The sequence below is a fragment of the Imperialibacter sp. genome (assembly GCF_040222385.1).
Classification (GTDB): domain Bacteria; phylum Bacteroidota; class Bacteroidia; order Cytophagales; family Cyclobacteriaceae; genus Imperialibacter.
This window is the reverse complement of the sequence record NZ_JAVKDF010000022.1, coordinates 263,390-285,941: the sequence shown is the minus strand read 5'-3', so window position 1 is coordinate 285,941 and position 22,552 is coordinate 263,390. Positions and strand designations below refer to the sequence as shown.

Here is a 22,552-nt window from a genome sequence, read left to right as displayed (position 1 = left end):
CATGGGACAGGTAGTTTTAGAAGCCAGGCATATCAACAAAAGTTTTCGTGACCCCGTCACTGTGAAAGTGTTGAAAGACATCAATTTCAAGGTGAACAAGGGTGAGTTCGTCTCAATGATGGGCAAATCCGGTTGTGGTAAGTCAACCCTGCTATACATTCTCTCGACCATGGACACCGATTTCGAGGGAGACCTGCTGATTGATCAGGAGTCAACAAAGGGTAAGAATGAACCTCACCTTGCCCGCATCCGCAACGAAAAAATCGGTTTTGTCTTCCAGTTTCACTACTTGTGGAACGAGTTTACTGTTCTGAGAAACGTGATGCTGCCCGGCTTGAAACTCAACAAGTATTCCGAAAAGGAAATTGAGCACAATGCCATGGAAAGGCTGAAGCTGCTTGGGATGCAAGACCTGGCGTTGAAACAAGCCAACAGGATATCAGGCGGAGAAAAACAGCGGGTAGCACTTGCCAGGGCCATGATCAACGACCCTCTCATCATTATGGGTGACGAGCCAACCGGCAACCTCGACAAAAAGAACAGTCAAATTGTGTTCGATATTTTCAAGGAAATGTCTGAAGAGTTGAATCAAACGCTACTCATAGTCACCCACGATCCGGAGTTTGCTGAAAAGACGCACAGGATCATAGAAATGGAAGATGGGCGGATTGTTTGATTTCAAGGGTTTCTCCGTGATTACTTGTTATACGAAGGTGCTTGTTGGGCGTGGTATTTCTTCTAGCCAAGGAAGAATGCCCTTATATCAACAGGATTGACATAAGGGCTCGTGACACCTACTCATCCTTCAGCGTCCTCGTTGGATTCGCAATGGCTGCCTGATATGACTTCATACTCACTGTAAGCGCCCCCACCACAAATGCTGTGAGGCCAGCCAGCAGAAATGCTGTCACCGTCAGGTCAGTTCTAAAGGCAAAACCGTTGAGCCATTCCTGCATATAATACCAGGCTACCGGTGCTGCCAGCGCAAAAGCGACGATCATCAGTCGTGCGTAGTCTCTGGAAAGCAGCATGACGAGCCCTGGTACGCTGGCACCGTGCACTTTTCTGATGCCAATTTCCTTGGATCGCTGGTCGGCAGAAAAGGAAGACAGCCCAAAAAGCCCCAAACAGGAAATAAAGATGGAGACAATGGCAAAAATATTCACCAGCGCACTGAGCGACATTTCAGTGCGGTACGAAGCGGCATAGCTGGTGTCCATGAACTCATACTGGAAGGGAAAGGCAGGGCTAAGCGCCGTCGTTACTTTTTCAATACCTGTGATGGCTTTGGGTATGTCGTTTTGAAGCCTGATGAGTGCTACCGAGGTGTATGGGGGATTGTAGGCAACTACAAGAGGCGCAATTGGCTCATACAGGCTCTGCATATGGAAGTTCTTTACGATCCCGATCACCTTACCCTTACTGCCCCAAACAGACAGGTTTTGACCCAGTGGCTCGTCAAAACCCATGATGTCGGCCATTACTTCGTTGATGATATAATTGGCAGTGTCTGAGGCGAAGTCCTTCGAGAAACCACGACCGTCAACTATCTCCATTCCCATGGAAGAGAAAAAACCCAAATCCACCATCAATACATTGACTTCTATTTCTGCATTGGGATCTTTGCCGTCCCACTGCGAGCTACCAGTCGAGCGGCCGTACTGCAGTGGATTGCCGCTGGCAAAAGAGACTTCCTTTACCTCGGGTATATTGAGCAACTCGGTTCTGTATACGTCCCTTCGGTTGGCCAGATCCTGCGGCATGTACAGGTATGCCATGTTTTCTTTGTCGAGGCCCAGGTTTTTGTTGAGCACAAAGTTCATCTGCCGGGCGACCACCAGGCTTCCAATGATCAGAATAATGGACAAAGCAAACTGAAAAACGACAAGGCCGTTTCTGAAATAGATGCTTGAGGAAGACTGCCGGACTGCTCCTTTCAGCGAGTTAGTCACTTTGAAGGACGGCAATAACAGGGCTGGATAACTTCCGGAAAGCAAGCCGGTAACAGCAATCAAAGTACTTATGCCTATCCAAAACCGTGAGTCTGTAAAATCCAGGAAAAGTTGCTTGTCGGTAAGGCCATTGAAGTAAGGGATAATAAGCAGCACAAGCCCAATGGAAAATAATGCCGCTACAATGGTGATCATGAATGATTCCACCATAAACTGCTGACCCAGCGTACGCCTTTGGGCACCAAGCACCTTTCTGACGCCAATTTCTTTGGTTCTGCGGCTTGCCCTGGCGGTAGACAGGTTCATGAAGTTGATGCAGGAAATCACCAGCAGAAAAATAGCGATGACCGTAAGTATTCTCACATATTGAATTCGTCCGCCGGAGGGTACACCGTTTTTAAAATTGGAATGCAGGTAGGTGTCGGTGGCCTTCAGCACCATGAGCCGCTCATCAGCAGCGTTGTCTGTATTGTTGTTGATTTCCTGCTCTATCCTTTGCTGCACGGCGGCAAGATCGGCACCGGGCTTCACTGTAAAGTAGATACTAAAACCGCCATTGAACCAGCTCTTGATCCACTCGTTACGGGCGATATACTCGTGGGCAGGGAGTAAAAAATCAAAAGTCATTGAAGACTGACTTCCGGTGTCTTCAAAAACACCAGACACTGTAAACTCCTGACTTTCATCTATTTTAATCACCTTACTTAATGCGTCTGTTTTCCAGCTTTCTCCAAAATACTTTTTAGCGAGTTTTTCGGAGATCACAACCGAATGCGGGTCATTCAAAGCGCTCGCCGGATCACCGGCAGCAAAAGGAAAACTAAAAATGCTGAAGAATTCAGGCGACACATACCTCCCCTTTTCATAAGACACGTTTTCCTCGAGACGAAACAACAGCTCCAGTTCCCAGCTGTAGTAGGTTACTTCATCCACTTCAGGATAATTGTTGGCCAGCGCCCCTCCTAAAGGGCCGGGAATGCTTCCGGTGGTGATTACCTCTCCGTTGGCCTGGTACATATTGCGCCATACCTGATAGATGCGGGCGGCGTTTACATGAAACTGGTCCTTTTCTACCTCGTCGTTGACCCATAGAAGAATAAGAATACTTGACGTTAGCCCCACAATGAGCCCGAAAAGATTGAGCGCAGTGTACCCCTTGTACCTCAGCGCATGGCGAATCGCCATTTTGACATGATTGAATAGCATAGCGTTGTTATTTTGAGTTGTGACAAATGCAAAGTTTTTGACGATACCTGGCCGGAGGAGCTTTACTACATCCAACGCAAAAAGCCACCGTGCCCTGGTTGGGCTGCTTTCCGCCCGCTGCTCGAACAATTCGGTCAGATCGCCTTCCACGTCTTCCAGAAGGTCTGGATCGCAGAACCAGCGAAGGAACGCCAGTAGCCACTTGGGCGGCGAGGGCGTGGGCTTTTCTGTAGGTTTGTTGTTCATATAAACTTAAAGTCGAAGGCGACTGAAGGGATGGCCTCCCAAAGTTGCTGACGAGCCGCCATGGCCTCTTCAAGCGCCTTCTTCCCAAAGGGAGTTACTTTGAAAAAGCGCTTTCTCTTCCCTCCCCTCACGGCTGTGGACTCACCAAACTCGGAGGTCAGAAAGCCTTTCTTCTCAAGCCGTTTCAGGGCTATGCGCATGGCACCCACACTTACTGAGCGCTTCAGCCTGGTTTCTATCTCTTCTTTGATTGTGATACCGTAGGCATTGCCGTAAAGCACCGCCACGGTCAACAACACAATTTCTTCGAACTCCCCTATTGAATACTTGCCCATGATTTTTATTTTAATACTAAATGTAATTAAAATATTTAAATCCTAAAAGCAATCTTAATAGTGATGCGCATGAATTAAGTGATTTCATGGTGATATAACCAATGTCGTTTAGTTAAGAGGTTCCGTCGCCCAATTCCATTTTTACCCCTGGCCCTAAAGGGCGATACAATGACCATTAGTAGTCCCCTTTAGGGACTAAGGCCAAAATGCTCTTAACTAAACGACATTGATGGTATAACTGCGATTAATGGAGAAGGTAACAATGAAACATAAAATTTTGCCACCACCTAACCCTGATGTGGAGATGTTTGAATGCCCATTGGAGGCAGGATGCTCCTGTTGAGTGAACATAATTTGAACGAAACATTACCGTTATCTTTCGTATATTTAATTGAATTCGTTGACGACTAAACACTTAACACTATGAAAGCTTTTCCTATCAACCGAGATTTCTATTTTTTTGGAAGCTTTCTTATTGGCCTATACATTGTCGCTAACACACTCCAAACAGTTGTTCAAATGTGGGTGGGCTACCAAATTTCCTGGCTGCCGTCGTTTGGTAGCTGGCTGCTTGTTACGTGTGCTATTTACCTGCTTCCCTCCCTGTTCCTCTTGAAATACTATCACCAAAATCAGTACCGGCTGGCTTTCTTCGGCACTATGGCATCCAGCATCATGGTGTTACTACAAGTGATTGTCTTAACAGCCATATTACGAGCCAGGCAATTACAGGATTTTTATTACCCAGTTCTTTATCTGTTGCTTTTAGCCGGACTTCTTCACGCTGCAGGTCTTTTGACTTCTGATGCACGAAAAAAGCCTCTCCTCAGGAGCGCCGGTATCGGGATGGGCATTGTGAACGTGATCTTACTCATTTCCCTCACCTGGATATTACTTTCGGGCAACAACTCTTCCACTGGTATCTTTGTCCAAAAGCTGGCGGAATGGACAACCATTGCCGGAGGGCTGATTTGGGCATTGTTCATCAGGCAATTTATGAGCGAGCGCAGCCTGCTGAAAGATGAACAGGTAAGCACAGAGAGTAGGAAATCGATCGCAGACATATATGCTTTCTTCAGTTTTATGGGGGTGTTTTTTATCCTCCTTTTTGGGTTCATGATAGTCAAGCAAGGCTATTATAATACTCACCCCACCCCTGCCGCCCGAAAAATGGCGGATCCTTACGAATTTCGCTCCTACACCAGCAGCAAAGGTGAAATGTTGCAGTATCGCTTTCTGAAACCTCTCGATTACGAGCCGGGGAAGAAATTTCCGATGGTCGTTTGCTTGCATGGTGGCGCCGGATGGGGAACGGACAACACCAGGCAGTTCGATGGATCATTGGCAGCGCAAATGCTTTCTGACTATACCAGCAGGGAAAAGTACCAGGCATTTCTTTTTGTCCCCCAATGCCCTCCCATGCATAGCTGGGGAGGCATACCTGCCTATAAGTCTATCGACACGCTGGTATTTGAAGCCATGGCAGCGCTGGAAAAGGAATTTGACATCGATGAAAAGAGGCGCTACGTTATGGGAAGTTCGCTTGGCGGCTATGGCACCTGGCACTTTATCAGCACCCGTCCTGATTTGTTCGCAGCGGCTGTACCCGTTTCCGGTGAGGGCGATCCACAGTTTGCTCAACAAATTGTGGATGTACCGGTGTGGGCCTTCCATGGTCGAACTGATGTCAATGTGCCTGTATCAGGCTCTCAGCACATCATTCAGGCGGTAAAGAATGCTGGTGGTTCCCCTCGCTACACCGAATACCCTGACCGTGGCCACGACATCTGGAAGCAGGTAAGGGAAACTCCTGGTTTGATGGACTGGATGTTTGCGCAGGCAAAAGAATAACCAGGGGGTATCCAGTCGGTGCCGTAATAAATTTGACCCAAAACCATTGTTCACAGTAAATTGTTCAGACACATAAACCGTTGTTGGATAAACGTTGCCAGGAAAGGATTTCCATGCTTACCTTTGGTAGCAAAGAGCTTTGTTAAGCCACAAGGTTCGCCTCAACTGTTCAATGACCAACCACCGTCCCAAAAGTAAATTCTCTCTGATCTTTATTCTGGGGCTGCTTACCGCCATTGGCCCCTTTTCCGTGGATATGTACCTGCCTGCTTTTTCGGGTATTGCCAAAGGCCTGAACACCAGCGTGGATCAGGTCATGCTATCGCTGTCCAGCTTCTTTGTGGGTATTTCGGCCGGGCAATTGCTCTACGGCCCTCTGCTGGAGAGATTTGGACGCAAAAACCCTCTCTACTTCGGACTGAGCCTGTACTTAGTGGCTTCCGTTGGTTGTGCGATGGCCAACTCGGTAGAGGTACTGATTGCTGGCAGGTTTTTTCAGGCACTGGGCGGCTGTGTGGGCATGGTGGCGGCCCGTGCTATGGTGCGTGACTTGTTCGAAGTAAAGGAAAACGCCAAGATATTTTCGTCGCTGATGCTGGTGGTGGCGGTCTCGCCCATTATTGCGCCCACAGCCGGCGGGCTGATTACTTCAGTGTTTGGCTGGCGTTATGTCTTTGTCGCCCTTGTTGTGGTGGCCATTGGCGTTCTGGTGGGCATTTATTGGTTATTACCAGAAAGTAAAAAGCCGGATCCCTCCTTTTCGCTCATGCCCAGGCCTATCCTGCGAAACTTTGCCAGCGTGTTCCGATACGCCCAGTTCACTACATTCGCCTTTACGGGTGCAGTAGCCGCAGCTGGTTTGTATGCCTACGTTAGCGGCTCCCCCCATGTGTACATGGAGGTATTTCAGCTAACGGAAGGTCAATTCAGCTGGGTCTTCGCTGTTATTGCCATGGGGCTGATTGGCTCTACCCAGCTAAACAACCTCATGCTAAAGAAATACTCCAGCGAACAGATCATCGGAGTGGGACTGTCTTTTCAGGCGACAGCTGGTGTGGGATTGGTAGCCTTTAGTTTGCTTGGCCTGGCTGACTTCTACAGCGTTACCGCTCTTGTTTTTGTCTTTCTATGCTGTCAGGGCTTTATCTTCCCTAATTCGTCAGCGCTTTCCATGGCTCCTTTCCACACCAATGCAGGCAACGCATCGGCGCTGATGGGTGCAGTTCAAATGGCCATTGGGGCAGGAGCCTCAGTACTGGTGAGTGTCTTCCACGACCCCACTCCCCTTCCCATGGCAGGCGTGATGGCCTGCTGCGCTTTGTCGTCACTGAGCATTTTTCATCTGGGGAGAAGCATCATTAAGCACAAGGCTGCCGCTACGCTCAAAGAGGTGGAGCAGGAAGAGGTCGATATGATTGGCACGTTATAACCAGGAGCTAAGCTTGCAGAAAGAAGCCGTCATTTAATTTTTACCGGTATTGGCCCGCCGCTCGACACATAGCTACCCCCTAGCTCGTCAATATTCACATCCAGTTCGTCGCTGGTATCTATTCCTACAATATTTACATCCAATTCATCACTTGCGCTTATTTTCACAGTGATGCTTCCGTCTTCATTGAGAGGGACGAGACCATATTTTGCACCTGATGTCATTGCTGGACTGGTCGATTCTCCCGCAAATGCCTTTGGAAAAAGGTCAACCTGCTCGAGTGTTAAAACCGTCAAGCAAATGGCTATTACTGTCAACATAAATTTTGTGTAGTTGTCAACTTTGGCATTGTTCATAAGAGTCTGATTTAAAGTTTAAATGATGCTCAATGCAATAGCAAAAACTATGCAGGTATTGATGGCGGCCCTGTATAAGGTGCGTTTGGCAACTAAGAACCAACTTGGCTGAGTATTGAGAGGGCTTCGAATTCGTGTCGTGTAAATCTTTCTTTTCCTTTTGGCCACAAAGATTCTTAGGCACGAAGTACTACATGTGGAAACTTTGCGATCTGCTTTAGCGAACGTGCGCCTTTACGTGAATAACCAACCATCCCTTGCCCTGCTACAGAGAAGAAAGAGGAACACAGAGAAGAGTCAACTAGCTGACTGGCGGAACGAGAAAAGCTTTGTGCGGCCCAGTTCCGTAGGAACAATATGCCGGTAACACCGGCTCATTAAAATCGGGCTTACTGCGAGTGCTGTAGGTACGGCACATCTACAACCTTTGCGGTTTGCTCTGGCAAACCTGCTCTTTTGCTTGTGAGCCTGAATAGCTGGCCTACCTACTTTCAGTCATGAATTTACTGGCGATAAACTTTTTCACAGAAACGTTAACATTTATTTCGTCAAAACGAGCGGGTTTGTCGTGTGTTGAAATGCTTCGCCGTTGTTGAGGACAAAGGATAGTTGAAGAGAGAAGGAATCGCTTTCAGCCGGGGCTTCGGACAATTTGAGTTCAAAAACCTCAAAAAGAACACCCTTACGATTGTCGGCTATGTAATTCGAAAGTGGTAGAAACTTTTCGAAATCATCGTAAAAGTAAGTCCAGTCATTTGTAAGAACTATTTCGTTGATAGTATCGCCAGCAACGTAGTTATCGTTGTAATCATAAATCGTTTGAACGATAACATTGTCTACTCCGACTTTGTCACCGGCATAACCCTGTTCAATGCAAGAAAGGGCCATTGCAGATTGTCCGTAATTTGATGACGTAGCAGCGATATATTCTACTTCAAAATTGAACCTAATAAAAAAACCAGCCCACGGAGCCTTTTCGTTTTCGGCGATCCTTCGCCAGGGATTTGGCTGTGAATTTATGAGCATCATGTTAGTAGATCCAATATCGTTGATCCTAAAATGAGGCGGCACCGGATCACAACTACCATTTCGATTCAAACAAGATACAATGCTGGCACCCATCATAAAAAAGATGATAAGTACCGTTTTGGTCACTCTCATGTTCTCGTTTTTTTTTGCAAAGTTAAGCATCACCTCCAAAAGAGTTTTCTTTTTAGTGTCGCCTCATGCCAGGCTTGCTATACCGACCCCTTACTACCTACAACTCACTATTTACCATTTACTTACTACCCCCTTCATACTCCTTCCACATCCAAACCAGTGTGTTCGCCAGGGTCAGCTCATATACCCTGGTGTCACAGTGCTTGGTGGCTTTGCTGAACACATAGCGGTAGTCGTAGCCTTTGGCTTTGAGGGCGTCGGCAGTTCGGTTATTGGCCATTACCCAGTTGTGGTAGGTCTCCTCAGCGGCGTCATAACGCAGGTCAAACTCCGAGACATGGGTAAAAATGCGGAGCGGTTTCTTGTCAGTGGTTTCAATGAGCTTCATGCCAGAGTGGTATTCCCAGGCCCCCAGTGGATAGACAGCCTCTTCTGGCGCATCATCGTCCTGCTGGTCAACGAAGGTGCCGGAATAGGTAATCAGCCGCCTGAAAAGGTCTGGCCTGAACCAGCCCATGGTCAGCGCAGCAGCACCGCCTGAGCTACAGCCCATTACGGCTTTTCCCCAGGGGTCAGCAGTAAAGGCGATGTTGGGATACGCCGCTTTGATGGATGGGTTGCTTAGCACGGCAGGCAGCACTTCATCGTTGATAAAGCGGGCAAAGCGATCCGACATAGTATCGTACTCAAGGCCTCTCTCGCTGCCTTTGGCGTCATCTCCCCCATTTTGCACAGCGATGGTAATGAAGGCGGGCAATTTGCGGGCCGCATCTGTTGAAATTGTGAGGTTGTCCAGGGCGTTGCGCACTAGGTCTAGTCGACTTGGGCCATCCAGGGTAACTAGTATCGGTGCTTTCGCACCATCTTTATAGGCAGCGGGCACGTACACAAAAATCTGCCGAGTTTCTCTTACTGGCTTTTTCGGGTCGAGGGTGGCGTCAGTACCTGGAAAAATCTTGCTATCGGCCAGTCGCATCGAAAACTCGAAATACTTTCCTTTGGGGTTGCCCTGGTCGGTTAGCGCCGGGTCGATGGTGTAGTCGGGGCCGACGACAAAGTTGCCATTGCCGCTGTCATTGTTTGACTGTGCGGCGAGGTCACCAGCTAGCAAGCAGCAGCCGATGGCCAGTGGGAAAAATCGTTTTAAAAACATGGTAGGTGGTGTTGAGTGTTGGGATGCACAAGCGCAGTCTTAAATAAAGTTAAGATACGAGACAAGGAATTGCAACAACACTGGCGCACGCATTGGAATCAGCCAGCCATTGCCGTCTGCACTGCCCTATTTTTTTGTATTGTCCTGAAGGAGTTTGTCAAATTGCGTCCAGTTGAGGGAGATGATTTTCGCATACCTGGGCGTCCAGTCAAGTCCTCCTTTTGATATTTTCAAGGTGCCTAGCTTGCCACCATCCTGGGTCACGTCGATGATTACATCCGAACTGCCAATCTCAGTAGAAGGCAAATTGAGTTTTACGCTGTGTTTGGGCATGGTAAATGCTTTTGGTTTGTGTACTGATTGAGCCTTTATCAGGTTTTGATCGTTTTGACTAACGACTCCAATCAAATTAACCAACTGAATATACACAATCACATTTATTTCTTTTGCAGTCGCAGGTAGATCTGGTTTTTGAATTGCCCTATCGCCCTCCACCCCTCAAATCCCCAACACCTCCTTCAACTTGGCATACCCGCTCTGACTCAGCGGAATGCGGGTACCGCTTCTTAAAAGGGCGAGATGGCTGTCTTTCTCTGCCGGCTCAATGCGGGTAAGCTCCTGGAGGTTCATCAGGTACGAGCGGTGGATGCGCACAAACTGCTTGGGGTCAAGCACTTTTTCGAAATGACCCATGGTCTTCTTTTTCAGGTAAAAACCCTCCTTTGTGTGGATTTTCACATAGTCGTCGTAGGCTTCCAAATAGTGTACGGTTTGAATGGGAAGGATCACAATGTTATTTCCTTTTTTCACAACAATCCGTAGCCGCTCTTCGGGCAATGAGGTGTTTTCGAGCAGTTCTGTGGTGTCCTGCGGCGCAACACCTTGCTGGCTTCGCCATTTCTGAATGGCCTTGTCGAACCGCTCTTTGCTGAAGGGCTTGAGCAGGTAATCCAGCGCATGCTGTTCGAAAGCCTGAATAGCGTACTCGTCGAAGGCGGTGGTGAAAATGACGGCTGGAGGATTTTCGACCAGCTCGAGCATTTCAAAGCCATTAATTTTGGGCATTTGAATGTCGAGGAAAATAAGGTCGGGCTTGTGCTGCGCAATGGCTTTTACACCTTCAAAGCCGTCATTGCATTCGTCAACAATAGCTATGTCGGCATAAGCGCCCAGGTATTCCTTTACCATGCTGCGGGCTAGGGGCTCGTCATCTATTAATATCACTTTGATCATATCGATGGCGGAATTTTAATGGTGGTGGTAAATTCTCCCCCCTGCTGCGAGGTGAGGAGTAAATCGTTTCTATGATAAAGCAGGTACAATCTGCGTTTTACCGACGACAATCCAAAGCCAGTTCCTCTGGCAGTGACTGACGTTTCAGGGTCGAAAGGGTTCTTTATTTCAATGTGCAGCATCGTGCTCTGCAGGGCGGCCTTCACGGAAACGGTGATCTCTCCTACCGTGTCATACAGTCCGAATTTGATGGCGTTCTCCACTATGGGCTGCAACAGCAGCGAAGGGAGTTTGTGGGTCATGCAATCGTCATTTTTTAAAATTTCTACTCGTAGCCTATGACCAAATCTCACCTTTTCGATATCCAGGTAAAGCTGCAAATGCTTCAGCTCTTCTTCCAGCGTCACTAGTTTACCGTTTTCTTTTTTTACTGTTCCACGCAGAAAGTCTGAAAGCTGCTGAATCATGCTGCGGGCTTCCTCGGGGCGTGTGACTACCAATGCGCTGATGGAATTGAGGCTGTTGAACAGAAAATGGGGCTGCAATTGCTGCCTGAGCTGGCTGAGTTCAGCCTCTCGTGAGAGCTTCATGGCATCTTCTTTTCGCTGTTCTGTTTCCGTCCTTTCGGAGACATACACCCAAAACCAGGTGAGTATGGCCACCAGCATCATCATGAGTAAGCCAACCGTACCCCGAACCGCCAGCGTATTTCCAAGAAATGCTTCATAGCCAGGCGTTTTGGCATTGACCTGTTCGAGGATGAATTGTTGGGCGAAAAGGCAAATAACGCTTAGCACAATAGCTCGCATAAGCACAAATATTGCCGTGCGTCTGCCCGGTTGATAAGCCTGCATGGAGGTGTTCATGGTGTAGCCTGCCACAGCATAGATCAATTGAGTGATGGATGCATCGGTCAGTGCCGTTTCCCAGTCAAAGCCCACTTGCACCATGGCGTAGGTTTGAACGGCCATCCAAAACATCCACCAGGCCAGGTAGCTCAGGGCGATGGTGGTGTGGGAAACGAGTGGTTTGGTCATGTTACAAGACAGGGTTATGCATCAGCTGGAGCAACGCCGCCTTTTGATGCACATAGTGAACATAGGCTTTGCTTTCTTCCGGCTCGTGAATTTGCGAAAATAATTCAACTCCGTCTTTCAATTCGTCGACCGGAATCACATCGCAAACGTCGATGAACTTCCACTTCACTGTTTGATTATGCACATTGGCAAAAGTATCTTCTTCACTACGGCCAAGCATTCGTGCTTTATGAAAAGCCTCTTCATCACTATTGGCTTGTATCAGCCGCAGCGTTTCATCAAACTGCGGCCGATCTCCTGCGCAAATCTCAAAGACGATTTTTGACAAGTACCATTCCATCACTAGTAGCTCTTAATATCCAGTCCGCCGAACATCACAGTGCCCTTAAGTATCAGGACTTTGCTGTTGTCATCGGCCTGCACTATTGGTCGCTTGTCATCGATGCCTCCCAAAATGGCCGTGGCCTCGTTCTTGATATTCCAATGTGGGGGCACTACCAGTTTAACACCACCGAAAGCCACATTGAAATCCATCACGATAGTGCCTGTGAAGTCGGCCTGCATCAGGTCCAGATCGGTGCCGCCGAATATGTTGTCAATTCTTCCGCCCTGGAAATTCTTAGTGATTATCTTTTTTTTCACACCGCCGAAAACCACAGATGAGTCGACAAAGTCATCAGAAGAGTTTTCGGTGGTATAGCCTCTCTCCCACCGGTTTTGTTTTGGCCTTAGGATCATATAGAGACCAATACCGATAATGATGACAGGCCAGAAAAAGTGGCGATATTCATAACCCAAAAACTCATCCTGAAGCAGGAAAATAGTTCCAATAGCTATCGGCACCAACCATCCACCTGGCTGAAACGATCTGCGGGCACCTACAAACAGACCGATACCTATCAAGATCATTTCCCAGGAGAAGATCCAACGGGGCACATCGAGGTGCATTTGTCTGGCCAATAGTACCGAGCCAATTACTATCAGAATTACTCCCGCCAGCGGGCGATTAGATTTTGGAGAAGCCCTTTGGGCGTTTTCCGGAGAAGTGTTTCGTGTATCCATTTGATTAAGTTTTTCTGAAAGTAACGGCAGAAAAACGATCCTGGCCACAGCAAAAAGGCCACCGCCAGAGAGAAGTCGGTGAACAAGGGGTTAGCGTCGGTAAACGAAGTCACCCCCACTTCAATCCCACGCCCCAGGCACCAACGGCACTGATAAGAAGTACGGAGCCTTCGTTGTACACGTCGTCGAGGGAGATGCTGAGGATATTGATGCCCAGCACATACCAAAGCCCAACGGCCAGCAAACCTACCAGCACGCCGCCACTGAACGATTTCCAGGAAAATTTGCTGTCGCTCTTGAGGTATTTAACGCTGGCTCCAATGAGCCCACCTATGAGTGTGAAAAGGAGAAAGGTGTAAGGAAAGTCGTACTGAAAGCCCTCCAGGTTGGAGCTAAAGCCGGTGGAGAAGGCGGCCAGCTTCACCGGCCCGTCGCCCTGGGAGCGGATGTATACGGTTTTTGTTTCGTTGTTGCTCAATACAAAGCTCTCCTCCGACAATGTGCCTGCTCCCTCTTCAAACGAGAACCTGATCTCAGCGCTGCCGCTTCCTATTCCCTTCAATATCACCTCAACGGGCACCTCCTGTATGCCATAGCCCTGTGCGAACTTCTTGCGGGCTTTGATAGTAAGGGGCGACTTCACCCCCACTTTGGTGATATATCCTTCAGGGTTCAGCCGGGTACGGAGCCTCAGCTCTGCCGAATCCTTTAAGTTGTCGGTAGCTGTGAGCTTGATACTTGACGAGGGCAGGTTGAGATGATCAATCTCTATCCAGCCGGGGTTGATGCCTCCTATTTCCAGAGAGGCAGGTTCAATGAAGACGGGGTCGATTGTAGGCAAATGGCCACCGCCCGACTCAGGCAATAAAATGAAATTGATGCTGCCCAAAAAGGCGTTCTGAGAAAAGTCGTACTGTAGCGGCAGCGCCGAGGTGAAAAAGATGTAGTATCTGATGTCCTGGCTTTCAGTTTGGCCCGGCAGCACAAACACTTCGGGGATCAGTTGTTCCGGGGATACAGTTGTGTCGCCGGTTGTGAAAACTGGCCTTGTTTCCTGCTGCTGAAGTACCTCCCTGGCTTCGGCACCGGCCACTTCCACTTTGTCACCAAAGCGAACCGCCTTTAATTGGTTTTGCCGCAGGGTGATTTCACCGTCTTCAACAATGTTGATCTCAGGCACAGTCTCTTGCTGCTGAAACGTGGCCTCTCTTAGCTGTGTGGAATTAGCTTTGAAGATCTTACCAAGCTTGTCCCGGTCGATTTTTCTGTCTTGTGCTGTTGCACTTTGTTGGATGCAAATCACTAGCACAAGAATGAAACCGAAAACAATCAACAGTATGTATTTTCCTTTGACGTTCATAAGAGCTTATTAGCTGGTTTGTCTATGTAATATACTAAATACGAAAACCTCTTGCGAAATTGGCACTCAGGCATCATCACGCCTCGCTCACCACCACTGGACTCAATGACAGACTAGGATCCGATTTCCAGGGGCTGCCTTTTTGCAGCGACAGGTATTCAGCCACCCTCCCGTCGAAATGTTTGATATTGACTCCCGGGTAAGAAGCCTCTACGTCTTTGTAGCTCCGCACCAGGTCTCTTTGCCGTCGCAAAGTGGTTTTGAGCAGATGGATAACAATCTCCCTCGTGTGGTCTTTGCTCACCAAAAAATCAAATAGCCACTCTTCTAGCTTACCCTGCTTTTTCTTCACCTGGCTCAGGTAGTTAATTACAGCAAAAGGTGGCAGCGGCCCATAGTGGTCAACAATAGTATGCTGAGCCCCTTCTACTTTCGACCCAAACTCTTCCTCCCATTGGTTCATTTTATCAATCGAAGGCAGATCAATGTCGGTGATGACCAGCGTGTCGTACCAAAACCTCTTCGCCGAGGGCAGGAATTTGTGAGTTCTAAGAGGAACTTCGTTTTTCTGTGACCATTCCTGCATATGCCGGAAAAGCGGCTTGTTAAACGTCAGTATATCGTGATGTGACGTCAAATGATCGGGTTTGCGCTTAAACACCGCCTTGAATTTCTCGTACTGGGCATCGAGCTCGGCCTTGATCTGATCAACAAAAGCCTCCCGCTCGTAGTCCGTATCGAAGTCGGTGTATTTGCGAAAGTATTTGCCATTGAGCAGATTGCCAACTCCCTGCGGGTTAGAGACAGGCTCTCCTGAGGTGATGGTAAAGTGCAGCCCCACATGGGTGGTTTCGTAGAGCTTACGGCTGTCACCTACCCGCTCATAAGAACGCAGGAAGTCGTACCAGCCTTTGAGATAGTCACCGTTGGTGTCGTTGGGCCGGTTAACAAAAACGGCAATGGAATTGATTCTACCATACCTCAGCGCCACTTTAGCACCCATATCAATGTCGTCCACAACGCCAATGTCATCGGCAGTGACAATTAGTTTCTTCTCTATAAATGGCACATCGGAACTGGCATTGATGGCCCCGCTCCACACGAAGGTCTGGTTCGTCATCACATACCAGATGTCAACTTCCTTGTACATCTCGCCCCTAATGGCGTGGGAAATTTCAACTACGGTTCCAATGGGCAGTGCCGGTGCTCTTTTCGCCCTGACGGTAGGCTTGTCCAGTCTCACATTCACCAGCTGAGTGACGGTTCCTTTGATCTTTTCCATTACCCAACTGCTTTTGTGCTGACCGTCTCCATCTTCTTCTCGTCCTCTTTCGCCGCCACCGGCATTTGCAGAGAGCTTCTGACTTTTACCAGCTTGTTCAACAAGTCGAACCAAAAGGGGCCGCCCAGCGAGATAGCAAAGGCTGTGATAAGGTAACCAGGGATGGCCCACCAACGCCACCTCTCTGCACTATTGCTGAGTACAGCATTGTACTGCTCAATTTCCGCCTTAACAGCTTCAGCATACTCTTTTTGCTGTTTGAATGCTTCCTCATCAAGGGTTTCGCCATGTTTTGCCATGAAGTTTGTGGCTCCGTCTACAAAAATGGCCCTCATCGCCTCGTTCTCAGAAAGCTGATTGGCTATCTTTATGGTGTCTACCTTAAAGCAAACGGCCAGGGCCAGCCCCAAGACGAACGTAAGAAACGTCACTTTGCGTTTGTACCAGCCTATGATGCGATCCATTTGCTCGTTGTACCATTTTTCAATGAGGACTTTGAACTTCTCAATGTCATTGGCGGCATCAAACCAAAGCGATTTCAGCTGGTAGTTGGTTTCCTTGTCGATGGTAAAGGGTTGAAGGATGTCTGCACTACTGCGATTGGCTTTCTTTTGGAGGTCACCTTTGAGGTAAGCCAACTCCTCGGAAAAAGCCTCCAATTCAAACAAATCCTTTTTGGCGTCAAGCTGGCTGATATCGCTTTCGAGCTGATCGATCCGGTCTTGCAATTCTTTCAGGTCAAATCGAGGAATGATGCCGAGGGAAGCGCTGATGTTCTGACCTTCGTCATCATAGTTTCCATTTCTCAAAAGGTCTATCATGGCAGCACTGAACCTATCGGGTGCGATGTAAGAAGGCCTGCTGGTTGCCAGGCTAACCAATCCCTTCTGTGCCAGAAATTTAATAGACGGATGCTTGTAGAAGGCTTCCGTGAAGCCGTTGCCACGAAAGGCAATAAAGAGATTGAGAAAAGTGTAGTTGAATCTATTGGTGCTTCCATCATCCGAAAGCATCCTGTCAATACCTGCGAGAAGGTTTTTGCCCCTGGAGCCAAACGAAGAGGTGACGGACTCCACAATGGTGGTAGCAAAAAGACTGTACAACAAAAAAATGAATATCAGGCTGATGAAGACATCGAGCACAACAAGTCCGGTCATTGCAGTAGGTGGTTGATAAGACAATGAATTTCAGCAAATTTTCACGCCCTTGCAATCCCTATTTATCGGTATTTTGATGATAACGGCCTAATAATCATGTCATTATCAATTTCCCCAGGAACTATTCAATGAAATGGACTCGAAAAAAGCGTTTTCGATGACAGCCAGCTTCCCAGGGTCTTATGTAACATTTCACAAGGCGAGTTGAGCACGTGACAATATATTTGGAAGACGATTGCTATCTTCACTCCATGTCTAAACGTCTGCTGCTTACCCTCGCACTCCCCGTTGGTTTCGCCCTCGCCTTTATTAGCTGTAACCCACAACCTGATGAGGCTACCCTGACCAAAGGCAAGGACTTGTTTACCAAACACTGCATGTCGTGCCACGGGCTACAGGATGACGGCATAGGCCCACCGCTTGGAGGTGTGACTTCAGTGGTGGCAGAGAAGCAGTTCATTACGTTCATTCAAGACCCATCAAAATACATTGACTCAGCGGATATTAGATTTTCATTACTGAAGCAAAAGTATAAGCTGGTAATGCCGTCTTTTGAATGGTTGCCGGAAGACGATATCAGCGCTATTGTGGCTTACCTCAGGCAGCAAACTGAGCTGTTCGATATTCCCCCTTTGGATGTGGCGCAACAAGGCAAAGAAGCAGGACTGTCAGGGCAACTGGTAAGTGAGCCTCAACCATCAGGTATCAGTATAGAGCTGGAAGAGGTCGTTCAGCTACCAGCTTTGGGTGAATCTTCCGACCTCGGCGTGGTCACTCTGCGCTCTTCTCCTGTTGGCGATGGTGCCATATTTGCCAGCGACCAGCATGGCGTCATCTATCGCATCAAAGATAGAAAGGCGGCGGTGTTTATGGATCTCAGAAACGAGCTTCCCGACTTCCAAAGTGGCCCGGGTATCGCCACCGGCCTTGGCAGCTTCGATTTTCACCCAGACTTTCAAAACAATGGTCTGCTCTATATCAGCCATGCCGAAGCCTATAAGGGCCAGCCAGCGGACTACGTCATTTCCGACACACTCCGGTCGGTGGCGCAGTGGATCGTTGGTGAGTGGAAGGTTAACAATCCGATGGACACGGTTTTCTCAGGAACCTACAGAGAACTATTGCGGGTGCATGCCCCTACCTTTGCCCATGGCATGCAAGACGTCGGCTTCATCCCTGGGCTGGAAAAAAACCACCCCGACTATGGCCTGTTGTATTTTGGCTATGGCGACGGTGGCTCCAACAACATCCACCACCCCGAGCTTGGCCATCACCCTCAATCGTTTCTAGGGTGCATCATGAGGATTGACCCCGCTGGCAGCAATAGTAACAACGGCAAATACGGGATACCAGCGGGTAACCCTTTCTCACAGGATTCCGGCGATGGTGTGGTTAGGGAAATATATGCATACGGCTTCCGCAACCCGCACCGCATGGCCTGGGATGAAGCCAATGACCACAGAATGTTCGTCACCGACATAGGTGAAGCGAATATCGAAGAGCTCAATATAGTAGTGGCTGGCGGCGATTATGGCTGGCCGGTGCGGGAAGGCAATTACGGCATCAATACCATCAAGAACCTCAAAGCAGTCTACGAACTCAGCTCCACAGACCAGTTGCTGTACAAAGGCCCGTTTGCCCAATACGACCATGAAATAGGCAATGCCATCAGCGGTGGCTATGTGTATAGAGGAAACTTGAAGGCCCTCAAAGACAAGTATGTGTTCGGCGACGTTGTAAACGGCAAGCTGTTCTTTGTCAATATCAACCCAAAGCTCAGCGATTCGACTATTTACCAACTCTCTGTTGCCAAAAACGGAAAGGAAACCACCATGCAGGAGCTGACAGGCATCAAGCGTCAGCATTTGCGCATTGGCTACGACCATATTCAAAAAGAGATGTATATCATTACCAAAGCAGACAGAAAGATCTGGAAAATCGTCAAGGCTTACTGATGCCCGGCTATTCAGGTATCTTGGCGGCCTGCCTCGCCAGCATTTTCCATTGAACGCCCTCCTTTCTCCATACCATCAAAATGGTAATGTCGACCTTTGAAGGGTAGCCAGGGTTGTTGGCATCGGCCACTAGCCTGTGCCTCACAATAGCGTTGTCGCCGGATATTTTGATCGTTTGATTCAGTATATCCACTTTGCTAAAGTTGGTCCAGCGCTTCATGAATTCGTCAATAAAGCCTTGCTTGTCTCTGACAGTGCCGCTGGAGTGCACATACTCCAGGTCGTCGCTGGCAAGGGAAGCCAGCACCTCGCTGTCAGGGTCGGTCATGGCCTGGCGGAAGCGCTCAACAGCCTCAGCCACCAGTTTTTCTTCAGGCCCTTGTTGCACCGGAGCGAACTTGAGACAAACCGGTTTATCGACAGCAATACTTTGGCCTGTAGAAGTCAAGAGACCTGTGGTTTCATCTCGCCGGAAAACTATCACTTCATTTGTATCCTGGTTAGCTACCAGCAGAAACCTGCCCGTCGGGTCGATAGCGAAATTCCTGGGGGTTTTCCCCATTAAAGGCTGTCTGCTTACACGGTTCAATTTACCGTTCTTATCAATAGAATAGATGGCTATTTCGTTGGCGTCTCCCCGGTTCGAAGCATACAAGAACTTTCCATCAGGCGACACATGAATGTCAGCCCCAGAGAGGCGGCCTTTGAAGTCTTTGTCTACCATACTGATTATCTGCTTTTCCATCAGCATGCCTTCCCTATAGTCGAGCGCCATCACGGCTCCCTGTAGTTCCAATACAAGGTAAGCATATTGGCCATTGGGATGGAAATCAAGGTGCCTTGGCCCCGCACCTTTGGGCACCGACAGCCAAGGCTTCGAAGCTGGCGCCAGTATTTGGCCTGATGTGGCGTTCAGTTGGTACTGGTACACCCTGTCCGTTCCCAGGTCGGGTACCATCAGGTAGCGGCCGTCGGGGGACAGTACCGTCGCATGCACATGAGGTGCTTCCTGCCTTTCTTTGTTTATGCTGCTCCCCTGGTGCTGAAGAAGCTGCACACTTGCCTCGTCGAACGATCCATCGGCATTGGTGCGAACAGCTTCCGTATTGCCGCCGCCGTAGTTGCCTACAAAAACAGTGCTGCCATTGGGAGCTGCTGACACGTAGCAAGATCCCGCTGAAGGAACACTATTGAGGAACGATAGCTGACCCGTGCCGGGGTTCAAAGTGTAGGCATTTACCCTGGAGCCGCTTACTGCGTAAAGATTGGTTTGGTCGTCGCTCACGGCTAGAAAGGAAGCGTTATCCAGCTCGGCAACAGCCTGCACTCTTCTCAAAGTGCCGCTTTCACTATCGAACTGATAAGTATGGATGCCGCTGGGGCCGGCCTCAGTGGCATACGTACCTATGAAAAGGAAATGTTGGTTCGTGCTTTGAGCTTTGCCGGAGGTGGCACCCATTAAACAGCACAGCAAGACAAAAGTGATCTTTTTCATTCAGGAGGGTGTTTGCGAAAACAATGTTACTTGTTGGTGCTAAAGTACCAGATTTCCGTCAATTGTGCCTGCCACTTCGTGGGGTGTTACCTTGAATTTGGCATTAAAGGTGTGTTTGCCCGATCTAGCCTGCCACCAACCAAAAAACACTTATTACGGCGGCCCCAATGGCGCCGAACAACAACCTGTCTTTAAATTTATCTAAACCCATCAGGTTGATCTGCCGCTTCAACTCCTTGTTTTGTTCTTTTAACTCCTGAATCATCGCATCCAGATCGGTTGTATTTGCTTCGAGGTTTTTGTTGGTATCGTTAAGGCTGACTGACAAGCTCGTAAGCCTGGCCACCACATCATTTAACGCTCCAATTTGAACGTTGCCCCCGGTGTTATTGTCCAGCAGCTTCTCCAGCGACTCCTTGGTTGTGGTGAGTTGCGCCAGCAAGCGTTTGTTTACACCAATGTTCGTATTGTATCGTTGAAGCAATGCTTCGTACTTATAGGTAAGCTCATTGATCTGATATATCACACTGGAGCTCAGCAACGACGCTGTGTCCGCCTCTATGGCCACTGTATCACCCCGAAACAAGGTCATTTTTGTGTCCTGTGACGTAAACGCCTTTACCTGAGCCTGGATTTCCACGCTGTAACTAATCATGAAAAACAGAATGGCTAAATATCTCATATCCAATTATTTTTCATTCAGAAGCGTTCTAAGGCTTCTTATCGTTTCCACATCGTCCAATTCAAGAGTGTCCACCTCCTGAATGATCTCCACGATATTGGCGTGTGCAGAGGCAATCAGTAGTGTACTCTGCCTGTTTACACTGTCAAGCCGCTGGCTAATGGAGTCAAGGCTCATTGTGGTCTGGTCAAGTGACATTTTTATTTCCTGGTATTTCAAAAGGGTGCTTTTGTAGTTCTTACTTAACTCAGCGAAGTTCTCTGTCAAAGCCTCGTAGTTTTTTTGAATCTCCCTGAGGTTCCTGATCCTTTTATTTTGAAAAAAGCTAAGAACCGCCAGCCCGAGGGCCGCAGCTATAAGTAGGTAGACAAGAATGTTTTTCATAGTTTGGTTGAAGTAGGTTGGAATGAATTCCGTTCAACAAAATAGGAAAATTTAGAGCAAAAGAGAATGCTGCGGTGAGAGCAGGAGCAGATAGTGAGTGCCACGAGTTCAATTCCTGGTACTCCATGCCGCAAACGCCCCACTAAAATGACGTTATCACGCAGCGACAGTTGTACGAGCAGGTGCTATCTTTGTCTTATCACTTAAACCAACTATTATGAAAAGAATCAACATACTCTACTGGGTATTCACCGGCCTCTTTGGCGGCTTCATGATGTTTTCCGCTATCCCCGACATTATTTCTGTGCCGGAAGCCGTTGAAATGGTGTCGGGCCAGCTAGGGTACCCAGAATATATCATCCCGTTTCTTGGAGTGGCCAAAGCACTTGGTGTAATTGCCCTTTTTATACCTGGATTCCCAAGGGTCAAAGAATGGGCATATGCTGGACTGACTTTTGACCTCATCGGCGCTACCTATTCAGGCATTGCCGTCGGTGGCTTTGATCCTGGCTTGCTGATGATGGTGGTGATTTTTGGGATTGAGGCATTGTCATACATCTTCTACCATAAAAAATTGAAAGCAGAAGCTTTGACCTAACGGCGAGGCTGTCCCAAAAGTTTATGCCGGCTCCAAGTCTCTTTTCGACTTTCTGTAAAGAAACGAGTTGAAGATATTTCGCTTGCCAAACCTGTAGGGCTTGTCGGAGTTGATCAGACCTTGATAAACATGCTTCGTTACACCAAAATACTCATAGGTGGTGCCATCTAAAAAGGTTACTTCAAGCACCAATCCTTTGAGCTTGAAATCAACGATGCCCGATTCGGTCGTAGTGGTTGTGTATTCAGCCAAATTGGCTGCCTTGGTTTCAGGAGCAATGCTTACCAGAAAATGGTAGGCGTCGATTATTTGTAAACTTTTCTGCTTAGCCTCGGCAGCCTTTTCATCATCCTGTTGAAATTTATCAGGATGCCATTCTTTCACCAGATTTCTATAGGTGGTTTTCAGTTGCTTTAGATCTGTATCTGCCTCAGCATTAAACAGTTTCCTGTATTCATTGATGCGCTTCATTGCTGCCTTCTGTTAATTCGGCTGCAAAGCTAGAGATTTAAATGATTGAAAGCGAAGAGCCAGGAAAATTGAACCACGAAATGCGAAGGTGCTTAGTCGCTAATTTTCGTCCCAAGCGCTTTATCTTACAACTTTCCACATGCACAT

At 48.2% G+C, this 22,552-nt stretch carries 22 protein-coding genes; 5 read left to right on the top strand and 17 right to left on the bottom strand.

Annotation, left to right across the window (positions count from 1 at the left end; translation table 11 throughout):
* The first annotated feature begins 1 nt into the window (after nucleotide 1).
* Complete coding sequence (locus RIG68_RS08875; protein ID WP_350121265.1) at nucleotides 2–676, top strand: ABC transporter ATP-binding protein; 675 nt, start codon at nucleotides 2–4, stop codon at nucleotides 674–676.
* 118 nt (nucleotides 677–794) lie between these two features.
* Here RIG68_RS08875 and RIG68_RS08870 read toward each other — a convergent pair whose 3' ends face one another.
* The gene (locus tag RIG68_RS08870; RefSeq protein ID WP_350121262.1) at nucleotides 795–3,404 is read right to left on the bottom strand and encodes an ABC transporter permease; all 2,610 of its coding nucleotides are present in this window, start codon (nucleotides 3,402–3,404) and stop codon (nucleotides 795–797) included.
* Nucleotides 3,401–3,739: a PadR family transcriptional regulator gene (locus tag RIG68_RS08865; protein ID WP_350121260.1), complete on the bottom strand. Its 339-nt coding sequence runs from the start codon at nucleotides 3,737–3,739 to the stop codon at nucleotides 3,401–3,403. Before RIG68_RS08865 ends, RIG68_RS08870 begins: the two co-directional genes overlap by 4 nt.
* Nucleotides 3,740–4,162: 423 nt before the next feature.
* Between RIG68_RS08865 and RIG68_RS08860 the strand changes: the two genes are divergently transcribed.
* Together RIG68_RS08860 and RIG68_RS08855 are read left to right on the top strand one after the other, a co-directional pair.
* Nucleotides 4,163–5,590 carry a carboxylesterase family protein gene (locus RIG68_RS08860; protein ID WP_350121258.1) on the top strand — a complete coding sequence of 476 codons (1,428 nt, stop codon included), beginning with the start codon at nucleotides 4,163–4,165 and terminating at the stop codon, nucleotides 5,588–5,590.
* A gap of 172 nt (nucleotides 5,591–5,762) precedes the next feature.
* On the top strand, nucleotides 5,763–7,019 hold the full coding sequence (locus RIG68_RS08855; protein WP_350121255.1) for a multidrug effflux MFS transporter: 1,257 nt from the start codon (nucleotides 5,763–5,765) through the stop codon (nucleotides 7,017–7,019).
* Between the two features lie 29 nt (nucleotides 7,020–7,048).
* Here RIG68_RS08855 and RIG68_RS08850 read toward each other — a convergent pair whose 3' ends face one another.
* The 11 genes from RIG68_RS08850 to RIG68_RS08800 form a co-directional block, all read right to left on the bottom strand.
* Entirely contained in the window at nucleotides 7,049–7,375 is a 327-nt protein-coding gene (locus RIG68_RS08850) for a hypothetical protein (RefSeq protein WP_350093466.1), read from the bottom strand.
* Between the two features lie 540 nt (nucleotides 7,376–7,915).
* Nucleotides 7,916–8,536: a hypothetical protein gene (locus RIG68_RS08845; RefSeq protein WP_350121253.1), complete on the bottom strand. Its 621-nt coding sequence runs from the start codon at nucleotides 8,534–8,536 to the stop codon at nucleotides 7,916–7,918.
* Nucleotides 8,537–8,654: 118 nt separating this feature from the next.
* A complete protein-coding gene (locus RIG68_RS08840) occupies nucleotides 8,655–9,689 on the bottom strand; it encodes an alpha/beta hydrolase (RefSeq protein WP_350121250.1) in 1,035 nt (344 codons plus the stop codon).
* 126 nt (nucleotides 9,690–9,815) lie between these two features.
* Nucleotides 9,816–10,022 (bottom strand): hypothetical protein, encoded by a 207-nt coding sequence (locus RIG68_RS08835; protein WP_151996645.1) that lies wholly within the window; start codon nucleotides 10,020–10,022, stop codon nucleotides 9,816–9,818.
* A 165-nt stretch (nucleotides 10,023–10,187) separates the two neighbouring features.
* On the bottom strand, nucleotides 10,188–10,922 hold the full coding sequence (locus tag RIG68_RS08830; RefSeq protein ID WP_350121247.1) for a LytR/AlgR family response regulator transcription factor: 735 nt from the start codon (nucleotides 10,920–10,922) through the stop codon (nucleotides 10,188–10,190).
* Nucleotides 10,919–11,959, bottom strand: a complete 1,041-nt coding sequence (locus RIG68_RS08825; protein WP_350121244.1) for a sensor histidine kinase — start codon at nucleotides 11,957–11,959, stop codon at nucleotides 10,919–10,921. The genes RIG68_RS08830 and RIG68_RS08825 overlap by 4 nt, the downstream gene beginning before the upstream one ends.
* Before the next feature lies 1 nt (nucleotide 11,960).
* On the bottom strand, nucleotides 11,961–12,299 hold the full coding sequence (locus RIG68_RS08820) for a DUF4288 domain-containing protein (RefSeq protein WP_350121241.1): 339 nt from the start codon (nucleotides 12,297–12,299) through the stop codon (nucleotides 11,961–11,963).
* A 2-nt stretch (nucleotides 12,300–12,301) separates the two neighbouring features.
* Nucleotides 12,302–13,021 (bottom strand): LiaF transmembrane domain-containing protein, encoded by a 720-nt coding sequence (locus RIG68_RS08815; protein ID WP_350121238.1) that lies wholly within the window; start codon nucleotides 13,019–13,021, stop codon nucleotides 12,302–12,304.
* Nucleotides 13,022–13,130: 109 nt separating this feature from the next.
* The gene (locus RIG68_RS08810; protein WP_350121235.1) at nucleotides 13,131–14,381 is read right to left on the bottom strand and encodes a hypothetical protein; all 1,251 of its coding nucleotides are present in this window, start codon (nucleotides 14,379–14,381) and stop codon (nucleotides 13,131–13,133) included.
* Nucleotides 14,382–14,457: 76 nt separating this feature from the next.
* A complete protein-coding gene (locus tag RIG68_RS08805) occupies nucleotides 14,458–15,663 on the bottom strand; it encodes a ChbG/HpnK family deacetylase (protein ID WP_350121232.1) in 1,206 nt (401 codons plus the stop codon).
* Entirely contained in the window at nucleotides 15,663–16,820 is a 1,158-nt protein-coding gene (locus RIG68_RS08800) for a hypothetical protein (protein WP_350121229.1), read from the bottom strand. Before RIG68_RS08800 ends, RIG68_RS08805 begins: the two co-directional genes overlap by 1 nt.
* A 251-nt stretch (nucleotides 16,821–17,071) precedes the next feature.
* Between RIG68_RS08800 and RIG68_RS08795 the strand changes: the two genes are divergently transcribed.
* Nucleotides 17,072–18,775, top strand: coding sequence for a PQQ-dependent sugar dehydrogenase (locus RIG68_RS08795; RefSeq protein ID WP_350121226.1), 1,704 nt, complete (start codon nucleotides 17,072–17,074; stop codon nucleotides 18,773–18,775).
* Between the two features lie 7 nt (nucleotides 18,776–18,782).
* Here RIG68_RS08795 and RIG68_RS08790 read toward each other — a convergent pair whose 3' ends face one another.
* The 3 genes from RIG68_RS08790 to RIG68_RS08780 form a co-directional block, all read right to left on the bottom strand.
* On the bottom strand, nucleotides 18,783–20,270 hold the full coding sequence (locus RIG68_RS08790; RefSeq protein WP_350121224.1) for a beta-propeller fold lactonase family protein: 1,488 nt from the start codon (nucleotides 20,268–20,270) through the stop codon (nucleotides 18,783–18,785).
* A 124-nt stretch (nucleotides 20,271–20,394) separates the two neighbouring features.
* A complete protein-coding gene (locus tag RIG68_RS08785; RefSeq protein ID WP_350121221.1) occupies nucleotides 20,395–20,952 on the bottom strand; it encodes a hypothetical protein in 558 nt (185 codons plus the stop codon).
* Between the two features lie 6 nt (nucleotides 20,953–20,958).
* On the bottom strand, nucleotides 20,959–21,336 hold the full coding sequence (locus RIG68_RS08780; RefSeq protein ID WP_350121218.1) for a hypothetical protein: 378 nt from the start codon (nucleotides 21,334–21,336) through the stop codon (nucleotides 20,959–20,961).
* A gap of 217 nt (nucleotides 21,337–21,553) precedes the next feature.
* Between RIG68_RS08780 and RIG68_RS08775 the strand changes: the two genes are divergently transcribed.
* Complete coding sequence (locus tag RIG68_RS08775; protein WP_350121216.1) at nucleotides 21,554–21,934, top strand: DoxX family protein; 381 nt, start codon at nucleotides 21,554–21,556, stop codon at nucleotides 21,932–21,934.
* Between the two features lie 21 nt (nucleotides 21,935–21,955).
* On the opposite strand, the gene RIG68_RS08770 is transcribed toward RIG68_RS08775, so the two are convergent.
* Nucleotides 21,956–22,405, bottom strand: coding sequence for a KTSC domain-containing protein (locus RIG68_RS08770; RefSeq protein ID WP_350121213.1), 450 nt, complete (start codon nucleotides 22,403–22,405; stop codon nucleotides 21,956–21,958).
* Nucleotides 22,406–22,552 lie beyond the last annotated feature (147 nt).